We start from the raw sequence: 17,181 nt of genomic DNA on the forward strand, positions 1-17,181 counted from the left end.
TAAAATATTGCCTAAATACCACAATTAAATTTCATCTTATTACAATTTTCCAGTCCCAAACTGCCCTAAATACACTAATTTACCCGATAAATACGACGCTTGGTCGTCTTACGTTTATAACGGCTCAAATTCTTGTATTTAATTAAGTTACTGAATTGGTCATGATACAGAAAGTTACTTCATAACCTTATTTTAACGCAATTAATAAATTATAGTAGCATTTTTGTGCACATTTTATTTTTGATGGGCGAGAACCTTTACCTTTTTATGATTATTGCATTGGCAGTACTTGCCATTACCGATTTGGTAGTTGGGGTAAGTAACGATGCTGTTAACTTTTTGAACTCCGCTATAGGGTCTAAAGCTGTTTCATTCCGGACCGTCATGATCGTGGCGAGCGTTGGTATTGCTTTTGGAGCCATATCATCTAGCGGTATGATGGAGGTTGCCAGAAAGGGTATTTTCAATCCTGAGCACTTTGTTTTTGCCGAAATCATGATCATTTTCATGGCGGTAATGATAACCGACATCCTATTATTGGATTTCTTCAATACCCTGGGAATGCCCACTTCCACAACGGTTTCCATAGTTTTTGAACTTTTAGGAGCCGCCGTAGCCATTTCTTTGGTAAAAATCATGGGTGACGAAGGTGGAGTGTCCGACTTATGGACGTACATAAACACAGATAAAGCCACTGAAATTATTCTTGGCATTCTCCTTTCAGTAATTATCGCATTTAGTATTGGAGCTTTGGTTCAATTTGTTTCCCGACTTCTAATATCTTTCAAGTTTCAAGAAAAGCCAAAATGGGTAGGTGCTATTTTTGGAGGGTTTGCACTAACATCTATCATCTATTTTATCCTTGTAAAAGGTCTTAAAAGTGCTTCTGTTTTTAGTCCAGAGGTACTAGATATGATCGCCAACAAACAGTTCTTGTTCATTTTGAGCAATTTTGTGGTGTGGACCTTAGTTTCTTGGATGATTTCAACACTAACTAAAATTAATGTATACACCATAGTTATCGTAATGGGAACATTTGCATTGGCCATGGCCTTTGCCGGTAATGATTTGGTAAACTTTATTGGCGTGCCTTTGGCCGCTATGGAATCCTACACTACATGGAGTGCATCAGGTATAGACGCGGATAAATACACTATGGAGGGATTAGCCTCTGCCGTACAAACACCACAATACCTATTACTATTGTCCGGTATGATAATGGTGGTAACCCTATGGTTTTCCTCCAAAGCAAAGAATGTGGTTAAAACCAGCGTAGACTTATCTAGACAAGACGAAGGTGATGAGCGCTTTCAACCTAATTTTCTATCCAGACAGATTGTAAAATTAACCATATCGGCATCTGAAAATATAGCAGGTCTTATTCCCGACTCCCTTTTGAAAAAAATGGACACGCGTTTTGAAAAACCTTACGTATACGTGCCAAAAAGCCGTGTACAGGATTTACCTGCATTCGATTTGGTTCGTGCTTCGGTTAACCTAATGGTTGCCAGTGTACTTATTTCTTTGGCTACTTCCATGAAGCTTCCGTTATCTACCACGTACGTAACATTTATGGTTGCTATGGGAAGTTCTTTGGCAGATAGGGCTTGGGGTGCGGAAAGTGCCGTTTACCGTGTAGCCGGAGTACTTAATGTTATAGGTGGATGGTTTTTTACGGCCATAAGCGCATTTACAGCTGCTGCTCTTATTGCATATATCATTCATTTAGGAGGTATTTGGGCCATTGGTGCCCTATTGATCGTTGCCTTTTTCCTAATCGGAAAAAATTACCTTTCGCACACCAAAAAAATGAAAGAAACCAAGCTAGAGCAAAAGCTTGAAAGAGCAGAAAGCAACTCTATCATTGGTGTTATTGATGAAAGTGCCGCTAACATCTCCCTAGCCATAAGAAGAGCCAACAAAATATATACACAAAGTATTGATGGCCTGGCCAAGCACGATATAGAAACACTTAAGAGAAGTAAAAAAGGTATAAGCAAGTTTGATAAAGAAGTAGAAGACCTACGGGACAATATTTTCTACTTTATTAAAAATCTAGACGAATCCAGTGTTAGCACTAGTAACTTCTATATTTCCATACTGAGCTATTTGCAAGACATGACCCAGTCCTTAGAATATATAGCTAAAGCTGGACATAAGCATGTACACAACAATCATAAAAAACTAAGGTTCAACCAAATCAAGGATTTAAAAGAAACCGACGGTTATCTAGATGAACTCTTTAAAGAAATCGAGACTATTTTTGAAACGAAGGATTTCTTAAAACTCACCGAGCTAATTATTCACAAACAAGAGCTATTCGCAAAAGTGGATATGAAAATTCACAAGCAGGTAGAGCGTACACGAAGTGATGAATCTAGCCCTAAGAACACGGCCCTCTACTTTAGTCTATTGTTAGAAACCAAAGACCTTTTAGTGGCAACCATGAATCTTTTGGAAACCTACGACCAACACGCCAATACTAAAGTTTAATGCGCTATAAAGCTATTGCCTAGTTAAATACGGCACTAGTTCCGTTGTCACTTCATCGAAAAAAAATACCTTTCCACAGATTTAACCGTTAGTAAAAAGATACCCAAATCTTTATCTAATGCGTTTCAAGAATTATATCATACCAACGTTATGTAGTATTTCCCTATTCCTATCCTGTAGCAAAGAAGACACAGATACCATACAAGAAGAAGAATTAACGACCAAATTGGATGTTAATGCAAGGGCAGAAGCCAAGAAACTATATGAAGACTATTACTTAGCTTCTAGCAATACTACTTCAGATGTTTCATGGACCGGAGACGAGCAAACTTGTGACCCTGGAACCGTTCCGGAATCTACAAAAGCAAAAATCTTAATGCGGTTACAGTATTTCCGCAAAGCAGCTGGTTTAAACAACACCATAGAAGAGCGCATCTCTAAGAGCGAAAAATCTCAGCAAGCAGCACTTATGATGCACGCTAATGGCACTTTAAACCACTTTCCACCTGAATCTTGGAACTGCTTTACAAACGAAGGAAAAGAGGCTGCGGCGAATGCCTTACTGACTTCCACAAAAAACTCTGCATCAATAGACTCCTATATTCGTGATCAAGGCAATGAAAACTACCCTGTTGGACACAGAAGATGGTTACTATGGCCAAGATTACAAGAAATAGGCATAGGAAATACTAGTCGGTATAATGCTATTTGGGTATTAGGAAACCCGGGTAATGTTCCTGAGGACGCACCCGATTTCATTGCTTGGCCACCAGAAGGTTACCTGCCAGCTAATCTCGTCTACTCCAGATGGTCATTCTCCATTGCTAATGCCGATTTTTCGGATACCAAAATTGAAATGAGGGCCGCTAATGGAAATTCAATTCCGGTTCAAATAGAAGAACTTACGGGTATTTATGGAGATAATACCATAGTTTGGGTACCAGAAATTGATAACAACCCTACAGAAGATAGAACATACAGCATAACCATCAAAAATGTTCTAATTGACTCAGAACCACAAGAATTTCAATATGATGTAACTATTTTTGACCCAAATCGGTAGAAACGTACTTTACCCTTAAAAACCAAATAGCTGTTACATTTTGTTTATTTTATAACAACCTGTTCGTTTTCGTAAGTTAAAATTGTATCTTAACCTCATAGATACGCTATGGAGACATCATTACCACTAGAGCATAAACTATTGGAAGAGCACGATTTTGGTTTTGCCAAATTTTGGTTCTTTCCTAATTTTTTAGTCGGTGAGTTTGCTGAAGGCGTGCATGTAACCAGAGAAAATTCGCTGGGTCCTATTGAGGTTTTAAAGCGGGTATACGGCACATCTACTCCATTCGTATACATCTCCAATAGAAAAAACTCATACTCAATGGACCCCATGGGTTATAAGGACATAGTAGACATGTTTCCTAACCTAATGGGTATGGCAATTGTATCGGACAATAAATACCGTCGTATGATTGCAACCCTAGAAAAAATGTTCATTAAAAAACCAATTGGTGTTTTTCATAGGCTCGAAGATGCTTATGAATGGGCCGGTCAACAAATATAAAACAAAACAGAATCACTCTTTTCGTTCCTAATTTTACCTACTACACAACTCTTATCGATTTATCATTTAATAGCAAACGTTTCTGCTATCCCCTTTTTGAACGGTTCTTACGTCTGAAAGTAGACATCAATATTATACCAAAAAATACTGCAGCGTTGATTTTATCGATAAAAATTCATCTCATCCATATACTTCCAAACGCTGTTAGGTAACAACGGACGAATATTTTTTCCCTCTTTATGGTTTTTGCGGATGAAAGTAGAGGAGATTTCCATAATTGGAGCGTTTACCTTATGAATTTTAGCATGTCCCTTAAACTGATGTTCAATTTCACCTTCTGAAATTCTTGGGTAGACGTAAAGGTTGTAATCGCTTAAAATTACCTCATAATTTTTCCATTTATGAAGTCCTTTTAAATTATCCTCACCCATAATTAACGCAAACTCATGATCAGTTCCGTATTTCTCACGTAGGTGAACCAAGGTGTTAACTGTATAGTTGGGTTGTGGAAGCCCAAATTCAATTTTACTTGGTTTTAGCTTAGGATAATCCTTTGTTGCTTCATAAACCATTTGGTATCTATGGTTATCCGCTAATAAGGTTTTTTTAGTCTTGAACGGACTCTGTGGAGTTACCACGAACCAAACCTCATCCAGATTGGAGAATTCCACCATATGGTTAGCGATAATCATATGCCCTATGTGTACAGGGTTGAAAGTACCAAAATAGAGACCTACCTTTTTCATGAGCTATAAAACTAATCTGGGTTGCCTATCTACGATTCTTTAGTTTCAACTTCTACGAAATCCGCTACAAGATCATAAGCCTCCTTTAAGGCCGTATCCAAATCATAATTCTTTATAATCTTATCAAACTGTGGAGCTGTTGCCAGTTCTACGGAAGCTTTAGCGATACGCATATTGATTTTATCCTCACTTTCGGTACTCCGCTTTTTAAGTCTTATTTTTAACTCGTCAACACTTGGTGGTTTTACAAAAACGGCCAAGGTCTTATCCGGAAATTTTCGTTTAATCCGCAAGCCACCTGCTACATCAATATCAAAAATAACATTCTTTCCTTCGGCCCATAGTCGTTCTATTTCCGTTTTTAAGGTTCCGTAGAAATTATCCCGGTACACTTCTTCCCACTCCAAAAAATCATCCTGCTTTATATGATTCTTAAACTCAGAAATAGACATGAAGTAATAATGCTCCTTGTTTTTTTCCTTGGCCCTTCTGGGTCTTGAGGTAGCCGATACCGAAAATGCAAGGTTAAGTTCCTCTTGCTTTAAAAGATGCCGCACTATGGTTGTCTTACCGCTTCCAGAGGGTGCCGAAAATATAATTAGTTTACCGCCTTTCATGAGTTCACTTAATTTGTATGGGTACGTTAGAGAACATTGAGCATCTGCTCCTTTATCTTTTCAAGTTCATCTTTCATCTGAACCACCAACTGTTGCATTGGGGCATAATTGGCCTTAGAACCGATCGTATTGATTTCACGACCAATTTCTTGAGCAATGAAACCAAGCTTTTTACCATTGGAATCTTCTGATTTTAAAGTGCTAGCAAAATATTCAAGGTGATTTGCCAAACGTACTTTTTCTTCCGTGATATCATATTTTTCCAAATAGTAAATCAATTCTTGCTCAAACCTATTGGCATCCAATTCTGTTTTCAAATCAAGAACGGCCTTGTTCAAACGCTCCCGCACATCGGACTGACGGTCTGGATCCATAGCTTTTACCTGATCAAGTAAGGATTGTAAGTTTTGAATTCGTTCTATAAAATCCTTTTCAAGAACCTCCCCTTCCTCAGAACGAAAGTTATTTATTTCTTTTAAGGCCTCTTGAAGCGCAAGTTTTATGGACTCATATTCGGTCTCATCAATATCCTCACGGGCAGTCTTTAATGAATCTGGCATTCTCAGGGCCATGTCTAGCAACTTTATGTCATCACCGTCTGCAATGGCCTTTAGTTGCTGCATATAATTCTTTACGGCCAGCTCGTTTACCTCTGTGGAAGTTTCGCCACTGGTAAGCTCCAAATACAGTCCAAAATCTACCTTGCCACGCATTAAAGAACTTGCAATGGTCTTACGTAGTTCTAGTTCCTTTTCACGATAGGCCGATGGCATACGTGCATTTAAATCAAGACTTTTACTGTTTAGGGATTTGAGCTCTACGGTAATCTTTTTTGTCGGTAGCTGAATAACGTGCTTACCGAAACCGGTCATGGACTGAATCATAAATTGCTATGAATTTTGGCAAATATAACGTAAATACAGAAAGTAGAAGTCCCTGTAACACATAAACTAGACCTATAATTCAATGATGGCCCCATCTCAAAATATGAGATGGGGCCATTTGAGCAGTTTTATATAAAACCTCGCTGTTTAAGTTATTTAAAACCTAAAGCTCCTTAATCTTTATATTTTTAAAAGCGACCTTATCTCCATGGTCTTGCAAACCAATCTTGCCAGTAGTGAATTTTCCAAAATGGTCCCAATCTGCAAATTTGGATTTGGACACCATAACATTCCACATTTCATTACCAACAGGAAAATCTACAATATTGGTTCCGTTTAAGGAAATGCTACCTTTTTGCTCTTTATGGTTTACCGTAATTACCATGGTATTCCATTCCCCAATAGGTTTGGTAACATCTTCTGAGGGTGCCACCATATCGTACAACGACCCTGCTTGATGAGTAGTGCCATTTTTGGCATCTGGATGTTTTTCGTTATCCAAAACCTGCACCTCCGGACCCGTTTGGTAAGCTTCGGATAATTCAGGGGTTTCGTTTACGCCCCAAAACACCCCGCTATTACCTCCTTCTGAAATTTTCCATTCCAACGAAAGAATAAAATCTGTATACTCCTTTTCTGTAACAAGGTTAAATGCATCTCCTTTTTTTCTGTCCGCAGGAGGATAAAAAACCATGGCCCCGTCTTCTATCTTCCAGTTCTCGGAAACACCTTCTTTATTATACTCTTTCCAACCATCAAAAGAAGAACCGTCAAAGAGAAGGGTCCATTCTTTCGGTGGTTTCTCCGCTTCCGCTTCGGCTATACGCTCAGATTCCATTTCTTTCTGGGTTTTCTCAGCTTTATCCTTGCAACCGAAAACAACAGTCGCCATACAAACGATTAATAGTAAATTTTTCATGAGTCTTTGTTTTTAGTATTAAACAAAAACGATTCCCTGGCCTTTTCAACAAGAGAATCGTTTTATATTATTTATAGCTTAATGGGTTCCTTCAATTATGAAGTACCTAATATTTTTCTAAGCATTTCTTTGTCTACTGCAGCACCTGCAAAATCATCAAAAGTTTTCTCCGTTGCCTCAATAATATGGTCTTGGATAAAAATTGCTCCTTCGCGAGCACCTTGCTCAGGGCTCTTAATACAACACTCCCATTCCATTACCGCCCAAACATCGCAGCCATATTGCGTAAGTTTGGAGAAAATGGTTTTAAAATCGATTTGACCATCACCCAAAGAACGGTATCTACCGGCACGATCGCCCCAGTCATTATACCCCCCAAAGGCACCTTTCTTACCGGTTGGGTTAAATTCAGAATCCTTAACATGAAATGACTTTATAAATTCATGATAGTGGTCTATGTATTCTATATAATCTAATTGTTGTAAAACAAAGTGACTTGGATCATAAAGAATATTTACGCGCTTATGGTTGCCTGTTGCAGCAAGAAAACGCTCAAAAGTATCGCCATCATGTAAATCTTCACCAGGGTGAATTTCGTAACAAACATCTACACCTTGCTCATCAAAATGATTTAAAATCGGCATCCATCTCTTAGCCAATTCTTCAAAGCCCATTTCTACAAGACCTGCTGGTCTTTGTGGCCATGGGTGCCATGTATGCCAAAGTAAGGCCCCTGAAAAAGTAGCATGCGCGTTAAGTCCCAATCTTCTACTTGCCGTTGCCGCCTTTTTAACTACATCTACCGCCCACTCCGTACGTGCTTTTGGGTTATTCTTTACAGCATCGGGTGCAAAATTATCAAACATGAGGTCGTACGCGGGATGAACCGCTACCAATTGCCCCTGAAGGTGAGTGGAAAGTTCCGTGATTTCTAGACCGTATGAGTTTACTTTTCCTTTAAGCTCATCGCAATAATCTTGACTTTCGGCAGCTTTATCCAAATCTATTAAAAAACTCTCCCAAGTAGGAATCTGAATTCCTTTGTAACCTAAATCTGCAGCCCATTTACACATACCGTCCAGCGTATTGAACGGAGCTTTATTGTCTACAAATTGCGCTAAAAAAACGCCAGGTCCTTTAATTGTTTTCATGCTGTTATTATTTGTCTTTAGTATTGGGCTTCCTTTTTTTTAAATTCCCTATAAAGAAAAACCCTATATTTAAATTCGTAAACATCTCAAAATGTCATCTTCTAGAGAAGTTATAAATATAGGGAATACAACACGTTTAATACAAGAAATAAGACCGTGAATAAAGAAGAAATATTCGACGCTATTGTTGTCGGCACCGGAATTAGTGGCGGATGGGCCGCTAAGGAATTATGTGAGAACGGATTAAAAACCTTGGTACTTGAACGGGGCCCTATGGTACGGCACGTAGTAGATTACCCTACTATGAACGATGATCCTTGGGACTACCCACTAAAAGGAGAACTTTCCAAAGAAGACAAAGAAAAATACCATGTACAATCTAGAGTAGGTTGGGCCCCCAAAGAAGATGTTAAGCACTTTTTTGTGAACGACCTTGATCACCCTTACGTAGAGACCAAACGTTTTGATTGGATCAGAGGTTACCAAGTAGGTGGCCGATCCTTGACTTGGGGCAAACAAAGTTACCGCTGGAGCGATCTTGATTTTGAAGCGAATAAAAAAGAAGGTATTGGTGTTGACTGGCCTGTACGTTATAAGGATATTGCCCCTTGGTATGACAAAGTTGAAAAGTATATTGGGGTTAGCGGTGAAAATTTAGGACTTCCGCATTTACCTGATGGTATTTTTCAGCCTAAAATGGACTTAAACTGTGTTGAGGAAGATTTTAAAGCTTCCGTTGCTGAGAAATTTGAAGATGGCCGTTTGATAACCATAGGCCGCGCCGCGCATATTACCGATCCTGAAGCCGATTTTGAAGGCAGGGGAACTTGTCAAAATAGGAACAGATGCTGGAGAGGTTGCCCTTTTGGCGGGTACTTTAGCAGCAACTCCTCTACACTACCTGCCGCAGAACGTACCGGGAATATGACCTTAAGACCCAATTCTATTGTTTACGAAGTGGTTTATGATGATACTACCAAAAAAGCCACCGGGGTTAAGATTATTGATGCCGAAACCAACGAAAAAATGGAGTTTAAAGCAAAAGTGATTTTCCTTTGCGCGTCCGCAATGGCATCTGTTGGTATTCTTTTACAATCTAAAAGCAAACGGTTTCCCAACGGCCTGGGTAATGACTCCGATGCACTTGGTCGTGGTATTATGGACCATCATTATAAACTGGGAGCCTCTGCTAACGTAGACGGACATTTAGACAAATATTATCAAGGTAGAAGACCTAACGGTTTTTACATTCCTAGATTTGTTAACCTAAACGAAAAGACCAAACGCGAAGGATACTTGCGTGGTTTTGGCTATCAAGGTGGCGCCAGTAGGGAGGATTGGTCAGCTTCCATTGCAGAAATGAGTTATGGCAAAGAACTTAAGGAATCTATTTTAAAACCAGGTCACTGGCAAATTGGGGTTACCGGTTTTGGGGAGTTCTTGCCCTATGATGACAACAGAGTAACCTTGAGCGAAACTAAAAAAGATAAATGGGGCCTCCCTCAATTAGATTTTGATGTTGAGTTTAAAGAAAACGAGTACAACATGCGTGAAGACATTAAAAAAGAGATTGTAAAAATGTTTGAAGCAGCTGGCTTTAAGGATGTTCAATCTTATGATGAAACCACCGGTCCCGGTTTAGGCATCCATGAGATGGGTGGTGCACGTATGGGGCACAGTGCTAAAACTTCTATTATCAATAAAAACAATCAAGTTCATACCGTGCCTAATGTATACGTTACGGATGGCGCTTTTATGTCATCATCTAGTTGTGTTAATCCTTCGTTGACCTATATGGCATTTACTGCAAGGGCGGCCAACCACGCCGCAGAACAATTTAAAGCCGGAAAATTTTCATAATGATGTATAACGACCGATAAATCAACCTGATATTCTAAAATATCACTAAAATTGTTTAGTCGTTCGTATCTTGTTGAACTATGTTTCTCACGTATAGCGTGAAGAATTAGCTAACCGCAATAACTATATGGAAAACGCTTCAGCCCGAAATTTATGGGGAGATTATTTAGATAAGCACCTAGAACATGCTTTTGTAGACGCTCCCAAAGTAGTTCACTTTTGTAATAACGAATTGGACGCCAACGAATGCGCCGCTTTGGTAAAAAAAGGCATCAAACGTGCCACATCTCCCAGCTTATTGGGATTACAATATCTTAAGGAACCTCTGCCAAAGATTGGTGATTTTATGATTGTTACGGACTGGGAAGGGGAAGCTCAATGCATTGTTAGAACCACGGCCGTAAAACTAAGACCGTATTTTAGTATTGATGAAGCGTATGCCCGTTTAGAAGGCGAGGGCGATAAGAGCTTGGCCTACTGGAAAAAAGTGCATTGGGACTATTACACTAAGGAATTGGCCGCCTTTAACCGCAAGCCCAACGAAAGCATGATTATTGTCTGTCAAGAGTTCGAAAAGGTTTTTGATCGGTAAATTCCATTATCTAAATTTACTTTTCCATAAAATAGGCCGTTATTGGGCCTATTCTATATTATATTACTTGACACTGGTTTATTCTAAAGTTTGTTTACCTTGTACGACATCAATGTAAACAAACTCAACTATGCGCATCTCAACGCCAAAAAAGTCTCTGTTAGGCTTAACTCTTTCTTTATTTACTTTATTTCTGTGTATTTCCGTACAAGGTCAAGCTCCAAAATGGGAGAATCCGGAATGGGAAAATCCTGAAATATTTCAAATTAATCGTGAAGCACCTACAGCTTCTTTTTATCGATACGAAACCACCCAAAATGCATTAAAAAATGACAGTTGGGAAAACTCCTCTTTCTATGCATCCTTAAATGGAGATTGGCTTTTTAATTATGCCGATAATGTAACATCACGACCTCTGAATTTTCAAGACGCAGGTTTTGACACTTCCGCATGGAGCACCATTCCCGTACCGTCCAATTGGGAGCTTGAAGGACACGGAACCCCTATCTACACTAATATTGTATATCCATTCCCAAAGAATCCTCCTTTTATTCCCCATGATCAAAACCCCGTAGGAAGTTATAAGCGTGATTTTGACATTTCGGAGGACTGGAACGGGAAGAATATCTATTTACATTTTGGAGGCGTTAGTGGCGCCATGTATGTTTGGGTAAACGGACAAAAAGTGGGGTACAGCGAAGGCAGTAAAACCCCAGCCGAATTCAATATTACCAAATATATACAGCCCGGAAAGAACACCTTGGCCGTACAAGTTTTACGCTGGTCCGATGCCAGCTATATGGAGGACCAAGACTTTTGGCGTCTGAGCGGTATTGACCGGGATGTTTATCTCTATGCCACCAAAGCAACCACCATTAAAGACTACCGCGCTATTGCCGACTTGCAGAATAATTATAAGGACGGTCTTTTAAAAGTGAATCTTGAACTTGAAAATACAGCCAAAAAAGCCAAAGGCTATAAAGTTACCGTGCAACTTTTGGACGGCTACAAGGAACTTTATTCTGAAGAGAAAGATGTGGTTTTCAGTGGAAAGTCATCCGAGGTAAACTTTGAAAAAAACATGGAAAACATAAAAACCTGGAATGCCGAAAAACCGAACCTTTATACTTTGCTTTTCGCTCTTAAAAATAGAAAAGGAGAAGTGACCGAAGCCGTAAGTTCAAAAATAGGCTTTAGAAAAATTGAAATTAAGAACAATCAGTTCTTGGTCAACGGCCAACCTGTACTTATTAAAGGTGCCAACCTTCATGACCATGATGAAAACACGGGTCATGTTATCAGTAGGGAGGTAACCCTTAAAGATATGGAGGTAATGAAGCGCAACAACTTAAACGCCATACGTTGCAGTCATTATCCTAAAAATGAGTTCTTCTACCGCATGGCGGACAAATATGGTTTCTATGTGGTTGATGAAGTAAATATTGAGATTCACGGTATGGGCACTACCAACCAAGGTCTTGATAATGATGAAGAGGCCAAGAAAATTCACCCAGCTTACAGACCGGAGTGGAAAGCCATGCATTTAGACCGCACAAAGCGTATGTACGAACGTGATAAAAACTACACTTCTATTGTTACTTGGTCTTTAGGTAATGAAGCGGGTAACGGAGAAAATTTCTTCGCCACTTATGACTGGCTCAAAAATCAGGATAATACGCGCCCAGTACAATATGAAGGCGCCACTCAATACGCCAATACAGACATTCAGGCGCCCATGTACGCAACTATTGAGCAAACCATTAAATATGCGGAAAACAACCCAAAAAGACCCCTTATTCAATGTGAGTATGCACATGCCATGGGAAACAGTGTTGGCAACCTTCAGGATTACTGGGATGTTATTGAAAAGTATGATGTGTTACAAGGTGGTTTTATTTGGGATTGGGTAGATCAAGGCCTAAAAACCAAAAATGAAGACGGCGTAGAATTTTATGCCTTTGGAGGCGATTTTGGCGCATCGCATCTTCAAAACGACAATAATTTTTGCCTAAACGGATTGGTAAATCCTGACCGTTCTGCACACCCGGCTCTACACGAAGTAAAAAAGGTATACCAATATATTAAGTTTAAATCTGAGGATCCTAAATCAGGTAAAATCACCATTACCAACAAGTATGATTTTACTAACCTTTCAGAATATAATTTTACATGGAAATTGTTCAAAGACGGTATTGAGGTACAGGCCGGAACCATTCCTGATATTGCCATAATTCCTTACGAATCTAAAGAAGTTCAGATTACCCTACCGGAATTGACCGATGATAAAGCCGAATATTTCTTGAATGTTTATGCATCTACTAAAAATGCAGATGCCCTTATACCCCAAGATTATATGTTGGCCTATGAACAATTTCAACTTACCAATTACACCCCAAGCGTTTTTGAAATGGAAACCAGTGGACTTTCGGTTACCAATATAGACGGCACCGTAAAAATTAAAGGTGATGGATTTGAAGTGGGCTTTAATAGTACCGACGGTAGCTTGACCACACTCGATTACGGCCAAGGAAATTTAATCAAAAACGGACCGAGCGTAAACTTCTGGCGAGCACCAACCGATAATGACTATGGCTACAACATGCCAAAATTATTGCAGGTATGGAAAGAGGCTACGGTAACGCAAAACTTAACTAGCTTTCAACTTAATTCCAATGATGGAAAGAAAGTTATAGACGCCGTAAAATTGAGTAAGAACCCGTTCAAAATCAAAAACGATTTACAGCTTACGGCCACTTACAGTTTACCTTCCGTACAAGGTGAAGCCACGGTGACCTATGCAATCAACAACAAGGGAGAGATTCTAGTGAGTACGGACCTTTCAAATATTAAGGGCAGTTTGCCCATCGTGCCCCGTTTTGGCAACAACTTTATTATAGACCCAGCCTATGACAATGTGAGCTGGTACGGTAGAGGCCCGCATGAAAATTACCAAGACCGAAAAACTTCGGCACTGGTTGGTGTGTATCATGCAAAGGTGAAGGACTTGTATTTTGAATACATACGCCCACAAGAAAACGGTTACCGAACCGATATCCGTACCGTATCATTTTTAAATGCGGAAGGCAAAGGAATTGAAGTTTCGGCATCAAAACTGTTTGGGTTTAGTGCCCACAACCAATATAATTCCGACTTTGACGAAGGCATGGAAAAGCAACAGCGTCACACCTATGATATTCCTCAAAGAGACCTCATCAACATCAATATTGATTATAGCCAAATGGGCGTTGGAGGCGACAACAGCTGGGGGCTTTTACCGCATGAAGCATATCAAATTAAACCGGGCAATCTATCCTTTAGTTTTATGATACAACCGGTGAAATAAGAGTTAGTATGAACCAAATCGATTAACAATAAAACCCCCCGAAAGTAAAATACTTTCGGGGGTTTTGTTTTATAGGTACTTTAGAAAGACTAGTCCTCTAATTCTACCCAAGTATTTCCGTTTTTATTGGATTCAACTGTTGCTTCAATGAAGTTCATACCACGAACACCATCGGTCATTGTTGGATACTCACCGCTGTCATATTGCTCTCCTCTAATAGCTTTTGCCACACCAAGGTAGATATTAGCCATAGAATCAAAAATACCTTCTGGGTGTCCTGGAGGAAGTTTGGTTCCACCTAAAGAAAGCTCACTATTGTAAGCGTGTCCAGGTTTGTACACTTGAGTAGGTTTGGTATCGCTCATTACGTAAAGGTAGTTAGGATTCTCCTGCTCCCATCTGAAAGCTCCTTTTTCACCATAAATGGCAATCCCAAGACCGTTTTCCTCACCTGTAGCAACTTGGCTACTTCTAATCACACCTTTAACATGATCGCTCATTCTAATAAGCACCGTTCCATCTACATCCATCTGGTTGTCTTCATACAGATAGTTGAAATCGCTCAAAATAGACTTGATCTTTAGACCTGTGGTATATTCTACCATATTAAAAGCATGCACACCTATATCTCCGATACAAGAACTGATTCCCGCTTTTTTAGGATCCAAACGCCAAACTGATGAACGTTTTTCCTGATCATGGATAATTTCATTGATCCACCCTTGATAATAAACCGCATCAACTTTATGAATTCGGCCTAGTTCTCCGTTCTTTATCATTTCACGCATTTGGCGCACCATTGGGTAACCGGTATATGTGTGAGTTAAAGCAAAAACAGTACCTGCCTTTTCATGTGCGGCCTGTAGTTTTTTAGCTTCTTCCAATGTAGTAGTCATTGGTTTCTCGCAAATAACACTAAAACCGTTTTCCAACAATTTTAATGCCATTGGAAAGTGAAGAAAGTTTGGGGTAAGAACGGAACATACCTGAATACGTTCATCTTTTGGCAACTTCATTTCTTCTTCCACCATCGTATCAAAATCTTTATAGATACGATCTGTAGGCACATCTATTTCTTTGGCGAAAGCCATATTCTGATCAAAATCCGGGTTAAAAACAGCCCCTACAATTTGATAGTTATCATTTATATGCGATGCTACACGATGTAGTACACCTATTAAAGAGTCTCCTCCTCCTCCTAAAATTCCGAGTCTGATTTTTTTTGGCATTTTGTAATCCTTTTAATTAGTAAAAACCTTGTTAGGGTCTTTTTGTGTTCCTTATTTTTTAAGAGTTTGAATTTAATAAAATAACTATGATTTATAAGCTATTTTTTCATTTTTGAACAAAATGACGAACAGGAGTAACACGAGAAACGCAAAAGCTGATGGATACAACCAAATGGTACTCCAATCATGTTGCCCGCCTTCTAATACATAGGCATCGGTAATGGTACCTGCCACCCAAAACCCAATGAGCATTCCCACACCATAAGTAGCCAAAGTAATTAACCCTTGCGCTGCACTTTTATACTTTGCACCAGCTTTACTATCTGTATAGATTTGGCCCGAAACAAAGAAAAAATCATAGCATATACCGTGCAAAGCAATACCGGTCAACAACATAAAAACCAATTCTCCGGTATCTCCGTAAGCGAACATCAAATATCTTAAACCCCATGCCAGCATAGCCGCCACAATGGTCATTTTAAACCCGAACCGTTTAAAAAAGAACGGCAAGAGCAATAGAAATAGAATTTCCGAAATTTGTCCAATAGTCATTTTTCCGGCCGGGTTGGCCACTCCTATTTCCCCTAAAAACTGGCCTGCATGTTGGTAATAAAAGGCCAAGGGAATACAAATTAGCACCGAGGCCAGAAAGAAAATCAAGAAATTACGGTTCTTTAAAAGCGCCAATGCATCAAGGCCTAAAATATCGGCTAATTTTATTTTTTGCGATTTATCTGCCGTGGGCGGAGTTTTGGGCAATGTAAAACTAAAGATTCCCAATATAGCCGATGAAACCGAAGCCATTAAAAAGGTATTTCTTAAAAAACCTTGGGTTATGCCTTCTTGGGAGTCCCAATTAAAAAAGCTTATCAGCAGTCCAGCGGTTATCCATCCAACGGTTCCAAAAACACGTACTAGAGAAAACTCTTTAGCTGGATCTTTCATTTGATTAAAAGAAACCGAATTTACCAAAGCTAAAGTTGACATATATATGATCATGTATGCCAATAGAAACGGAAAAAAACCGGAAAAATCCGTGGCTTGATACATTACATACATGAGCGCCGCACCTATTAAATGGAGGGCTCCCAAAATACGTTCGGCATTAAAATACCTATCGGCAATAAGACCAATAATAAAGGGCGCCAAAATTGCGCCCCATGATTGTGTTGAATATGCCAATGCTATTTCACTTCCTGTTGAACCTAAGGTATTTGGAAGATAAATTCCCAGAGTAACGAACCAACCGCCCCAGATAAAGAATTCCAAAAACATCATTATAGAAAGCTGTGTCTTGATCTTTACCGTCATGGCTATTTGCGCTAATGTTTATAGGTAATATAATTTGTTCTGAGCGGCTCCAGCCCATTCGCTTTAAAGTCCATGTCTATTAGAGCCCTGTAATGGGTAGACTCATTAATGATATGAAAAAGCATGTCCTGCATGGTATGGATCAGTAACTGACCTTTACTATCTTCATAGTCTATGCGCTTCTCAAAATCTTCGCTTTCAGAAGTAATATCAAAAGAGTTCCGCTGGTTTTCATAATGAATATCGCCCCATGTACTTACTTCGTGCAATTGACCAAATGTGTATTTAGGCTCACGTTTGGCAATACGCTCATTATAAATATGGTGCATGTTTAAAATATCCGAAAACAGGGCAATACTATTCTGTGGAACAACATTAAGTGCTGTACTGGCCTCTATTATTTTCTTGTTGCAATAGAAATTATAGTCGAATAGTTGATTGAAAAATACTTTCACGGCAACGGGTA

14 protein-coding genes are annotated in these 17,181 nt (G+C 39.3%); 6 read left to right on the forward strand and 8 right to left on the reverse strand.

Annotated features, from left to right (window positions below):
• Nucleotides 1-243: 243 nt before the first annotated feature.
• From KO513_RS10120 to KO513_RS10130, 3 genes are all read left to right on the forward strand, one after another.
• Nucleotides 244-2,493 (forward strand): inorganic phosphate transporter, encoded by a 2,250-nt coding sequence (locus tag KO513_RS10120; protein WP_215436301.1) that lies wholly within the window; start codon nucleotides 244-246, stop codon nucleotides 2,491-2,493.
• A 118-nt stretch (nucleotides 2,494-2,611) separates the two neighbouring features.
• Complete coding sequence (locus KO513_RS10125) at nucleotides 2,612-3,556, forward strand: CAP domain-containing protein (protein WP_215913288.1); 945 nt, start codon at nucleotides 2,612-2,614, stop codon at nucleotides 3,554-3,556.
• Nucleotides 3,557-3,664: 108 nt separating this feature from the next.
• Nucleotides 3,665-4,063, forward strand: coding sequence for a hypothetical protein (locus KO513_RS10130; protein ID WP_215913289.1), 399 nt, complete (start codon nucleotides 3,665-3,667; stop codon nucleotides 4,061-4,063).
• A gap of 161 nt (nucleotides 4,064-4,224) precedes the next feature.
• Here KO513_RS10130 and nadD read toward each other — a convergent pair whose 3' ends face one another.
• The 5 genes from nadD to KO513_RS10155 all read right to left on the reverse strand — a co-directional run bounded on the left by nadD (nucleotide 4,225) and on the right by KO513_RS10155 (nucleotide 8,380).
• Complete coding sequence (nadD, locus tag KO513_RS10135; protein ID WP_215913290.1) at nucleotides 4,225-4,809, reverse strand: nicotinate (nicotinamide) nucleotide adenylyltransferase; 585 nt, start codon at nucleotides 4,807-4,809, stop codon at nucleotides 4,225-4,227.
• 29 nt (nucleotides 4,810-4,838) lie between these two features.
• Nucleotides 4,839-5,426 carry a guanylate kinase gene (gene gmk / locus KO513_RS10140; RefSeq protein WP_215913291.1) on the reverse strand — a complete coding sequence of 196 codons (588 nt, stop codon included), beginning with the start codon at nucleotides 5,424-5,426 and terminating at the stop codon, nucleotides 4,839-4,841.
• 26 nt (nucleotides 5,427-5,452) lie between these two features.
• Nucleotides 5,453-6,310 (reverse strand): YicC/YloC family endoribonuclease, encoded by an 858-nt coding sequence (locus KO513_RS10145; RefSeq protein ID WP_215436317.1) that lies wholly within the window; start codon nucleotides 6,308-6,310, stop codon nucleotides 5,453-5,455.
• Nucleotides 6,311-6,473: 163 nt separating this feature from the next.
• Entirely contained in the window at nucleotides 6,474-7,229 is a 756-nt protein-coding gene (locus KO513_RS10150) for a 3-keto-disaccharide hydrolase (protein ID WP_215913292.1), read from the reverse strand.
• A gap of 95 nt (nucleotides 7,230-7,324) precedes the next feature.
• Nucleotides 7,325-8,380 carry a sugar phosphate isomerase/epimerase family protein gene (locus tag KO513_RS10155; RefSeq protein WP_215436321.1) on the reverse strand — a complete coding sequence of 352 codons (1,056 nt, stop codon included), beginning with the start codon at nucleotides 8,378-8,380 and terminating at the stop codon, nucleotides 7,325-7,327.
• 156 nt (nucleotides 8,381-8,536) lie between these two features.
• Here KO513_RS10155 and KO513_RS10160 point away from each other — a divergent pair, with 156 nt between their 5' ends.
• The 3 genes from KO513_RS10160 (at nucleotide 8,537) to KO513_RS10170 (ending at nucleotide 14,175) form a co-directional block, all read left to right on the forward strand.
• Nucleotides 8,537-10,240 carry a GMC oxidoreductase gene (locus KO513_RS10160; protein WP_215913293.1) on the forward strand — a complete coding sequence of 568 codons (1,704 nt, stop codon included), beginning with the start codon at nucleotides 8,537-8,539 and terminating at the stop codon, nucleotides 10,238-10,240.
• Nucleotides 10,241-10,367: 127 nt separating this feature from the next.
• Nucleotides 10,368-10,832 carry an ASCH domain-containing protein gene (locus tag KO513_RS10165; RefSeq protein ID WP_215913294.1) on the forward strand — a complete coding sequence of 155 codons (465 nt, stop codon included), beginning with the start codon at nucleotides 10,368-10,370 and terminating at the stop codon, nucleotides 10,830-10,832.
• 130 nt (nucleotides 10,833-10,962) lie between these two features.
• Nucleotides 10,963-14,175, forward strand: coding sequence for a glycoside hydrolase family 2 TIM barrel-domain containing protein (locus tag KO513_RS10170; protein ID WP_215913295.1), 3,213 nt, complete (start codon nucleotides 10,963-10,965; stop codon nucleotides 14,173-14,175).
• A gap of 89 nt (nucleotides 14,176-14,264) precedes the next feature.
• On the opposite strand, the gene KO513_RS10175 is transcribed toward KO513_RS10170, so the two are convergent.
• The 3 genes from KO513_RS10175 to KO513_RS10185 form a co-directional block, all read right to left on the reverse strand.
• A complete protein-coding gene (locus KO513_RS10175) occupies nucleotides 14,265-15,404 on the reverse strand; it encodes a Gfo/Idh/MocA family protein (RefSeq protein ID WP_215913296.1) in 1,140 nt (379 codons plus the stop codon).
• An 84-nt stretch (nucleotides 15,405-15,488) separates the two neighbouring features.
• A complete protein-coding gene (locus tag KO513_RS10180; protein ID WP_215913297.1) occupies nucleotides 15,489-16,715 on the reverse strand; it encodes an MFS transporter in 1,227 nt (408 codons plus the stop codon).
• 11 nt (nucleotides 16,716-16,726) lie between these two features.
• Complete coding sequence (locus KO513_RS10185) at nucleotides 16,727-17,170, reverse strand: damage-inducible protein DinB (RefSeq protein WP_215913298.1); 444 nt, start codon at nucleotides 17,168-17,170, stop codon at nucleotides 16,727-16,729.
• Nucleotides 17,171-17,181 lie beyond the last annotated feature (11 nt).

It is taken from the genome of Zobellia sp. B3R18 (genome assembly GCF_018860715.1).
Lineage (GTDB): Bacteria > Bacteroidota > Bacteroidia > Flavobacteriales > Flavobacteriaceae > Zobellia > Zobellia russellii.

Coding starts and splice junctions, on each gene's coding strand:
- gmk (WP_215913291.1), bottom strand. CDS start 5,426: ATGAAAGGCGGTAAACTAATTATATTTTCGGCACCCTCTGGAAGCGGT.
- KO513_RS10150 (WP_215913292.1), bottom strand. CDS start 7,229: ATGAAAAATTTACTATTAATCGTTTGTATGGCGACTGTTGTTTTCGGT.
- KO513_RS10130 (WP_215913289.1), top strand. CDS start 3,665: ATGGAGACATCATTACCACTAGAGCATAAACTATTGGAAGAGCACGAT.
- KO513_RS10125 (WP_215913288.1), top strand. CDS start 2,612: ATGCGTTTCAAGAATTATATCATACCAACGTTATGTAGTATTTCCCTA.
- KO513_RS10120 (WP_215436301.1), top strand. CDS start 244: ATGGGCGAGAACCTTTACCTTTTTATGATTATTGCATTGGCAGTACTT.
- nadD (WP_215913290.1), bottom strand. CDS start 4,809: ATGAAAAAGGTAGGTCTCTATTTTGGTACTTTCAACCCTGTACACATA.
- KO513_RS10180 (WP_215913297.1), bottom strand. CDS start 16,715: ATGACGGTAAAGATCAAGACACAGCTTTCTATAATGATGTTTTTGGAA.
- KO513_RS10165 (WP_215913294.1), top strand. CDS start 10,368: ATGGAAAACGCTTCAGCCCGAAATTTATGGGGAGATTATTTAGATAAG.
- KO513_RS10145 (WP_215436317.1), bottom strand. CDS start 6,310: ATGATTCAGTCCATGACCGGTTTCGGTAAGCACGTTATTCAGCTACCG.
- KO513_RS10170 (WP_215913295.1), top strand. CDS start 10,963: ATGCGCATCTCAACGCCAAAAAAGTCTCTGTTAGGCTTAACTCTTTCT.
- KO513_RS10155 (WP_215436321.1), bottom strand. CDS start 8,380: ATGAAAACAATTAAAGGACCTGGCGTTTTTTTAGCGCAATTTGTAGAC.
- KO513_RS10175 (WP_215913296.1), bottom strand. CDS start 15,404: ATGCCAAAAAAAATCAGACTCGGAATTTTAGGAGGAGGAGGAGACTCT.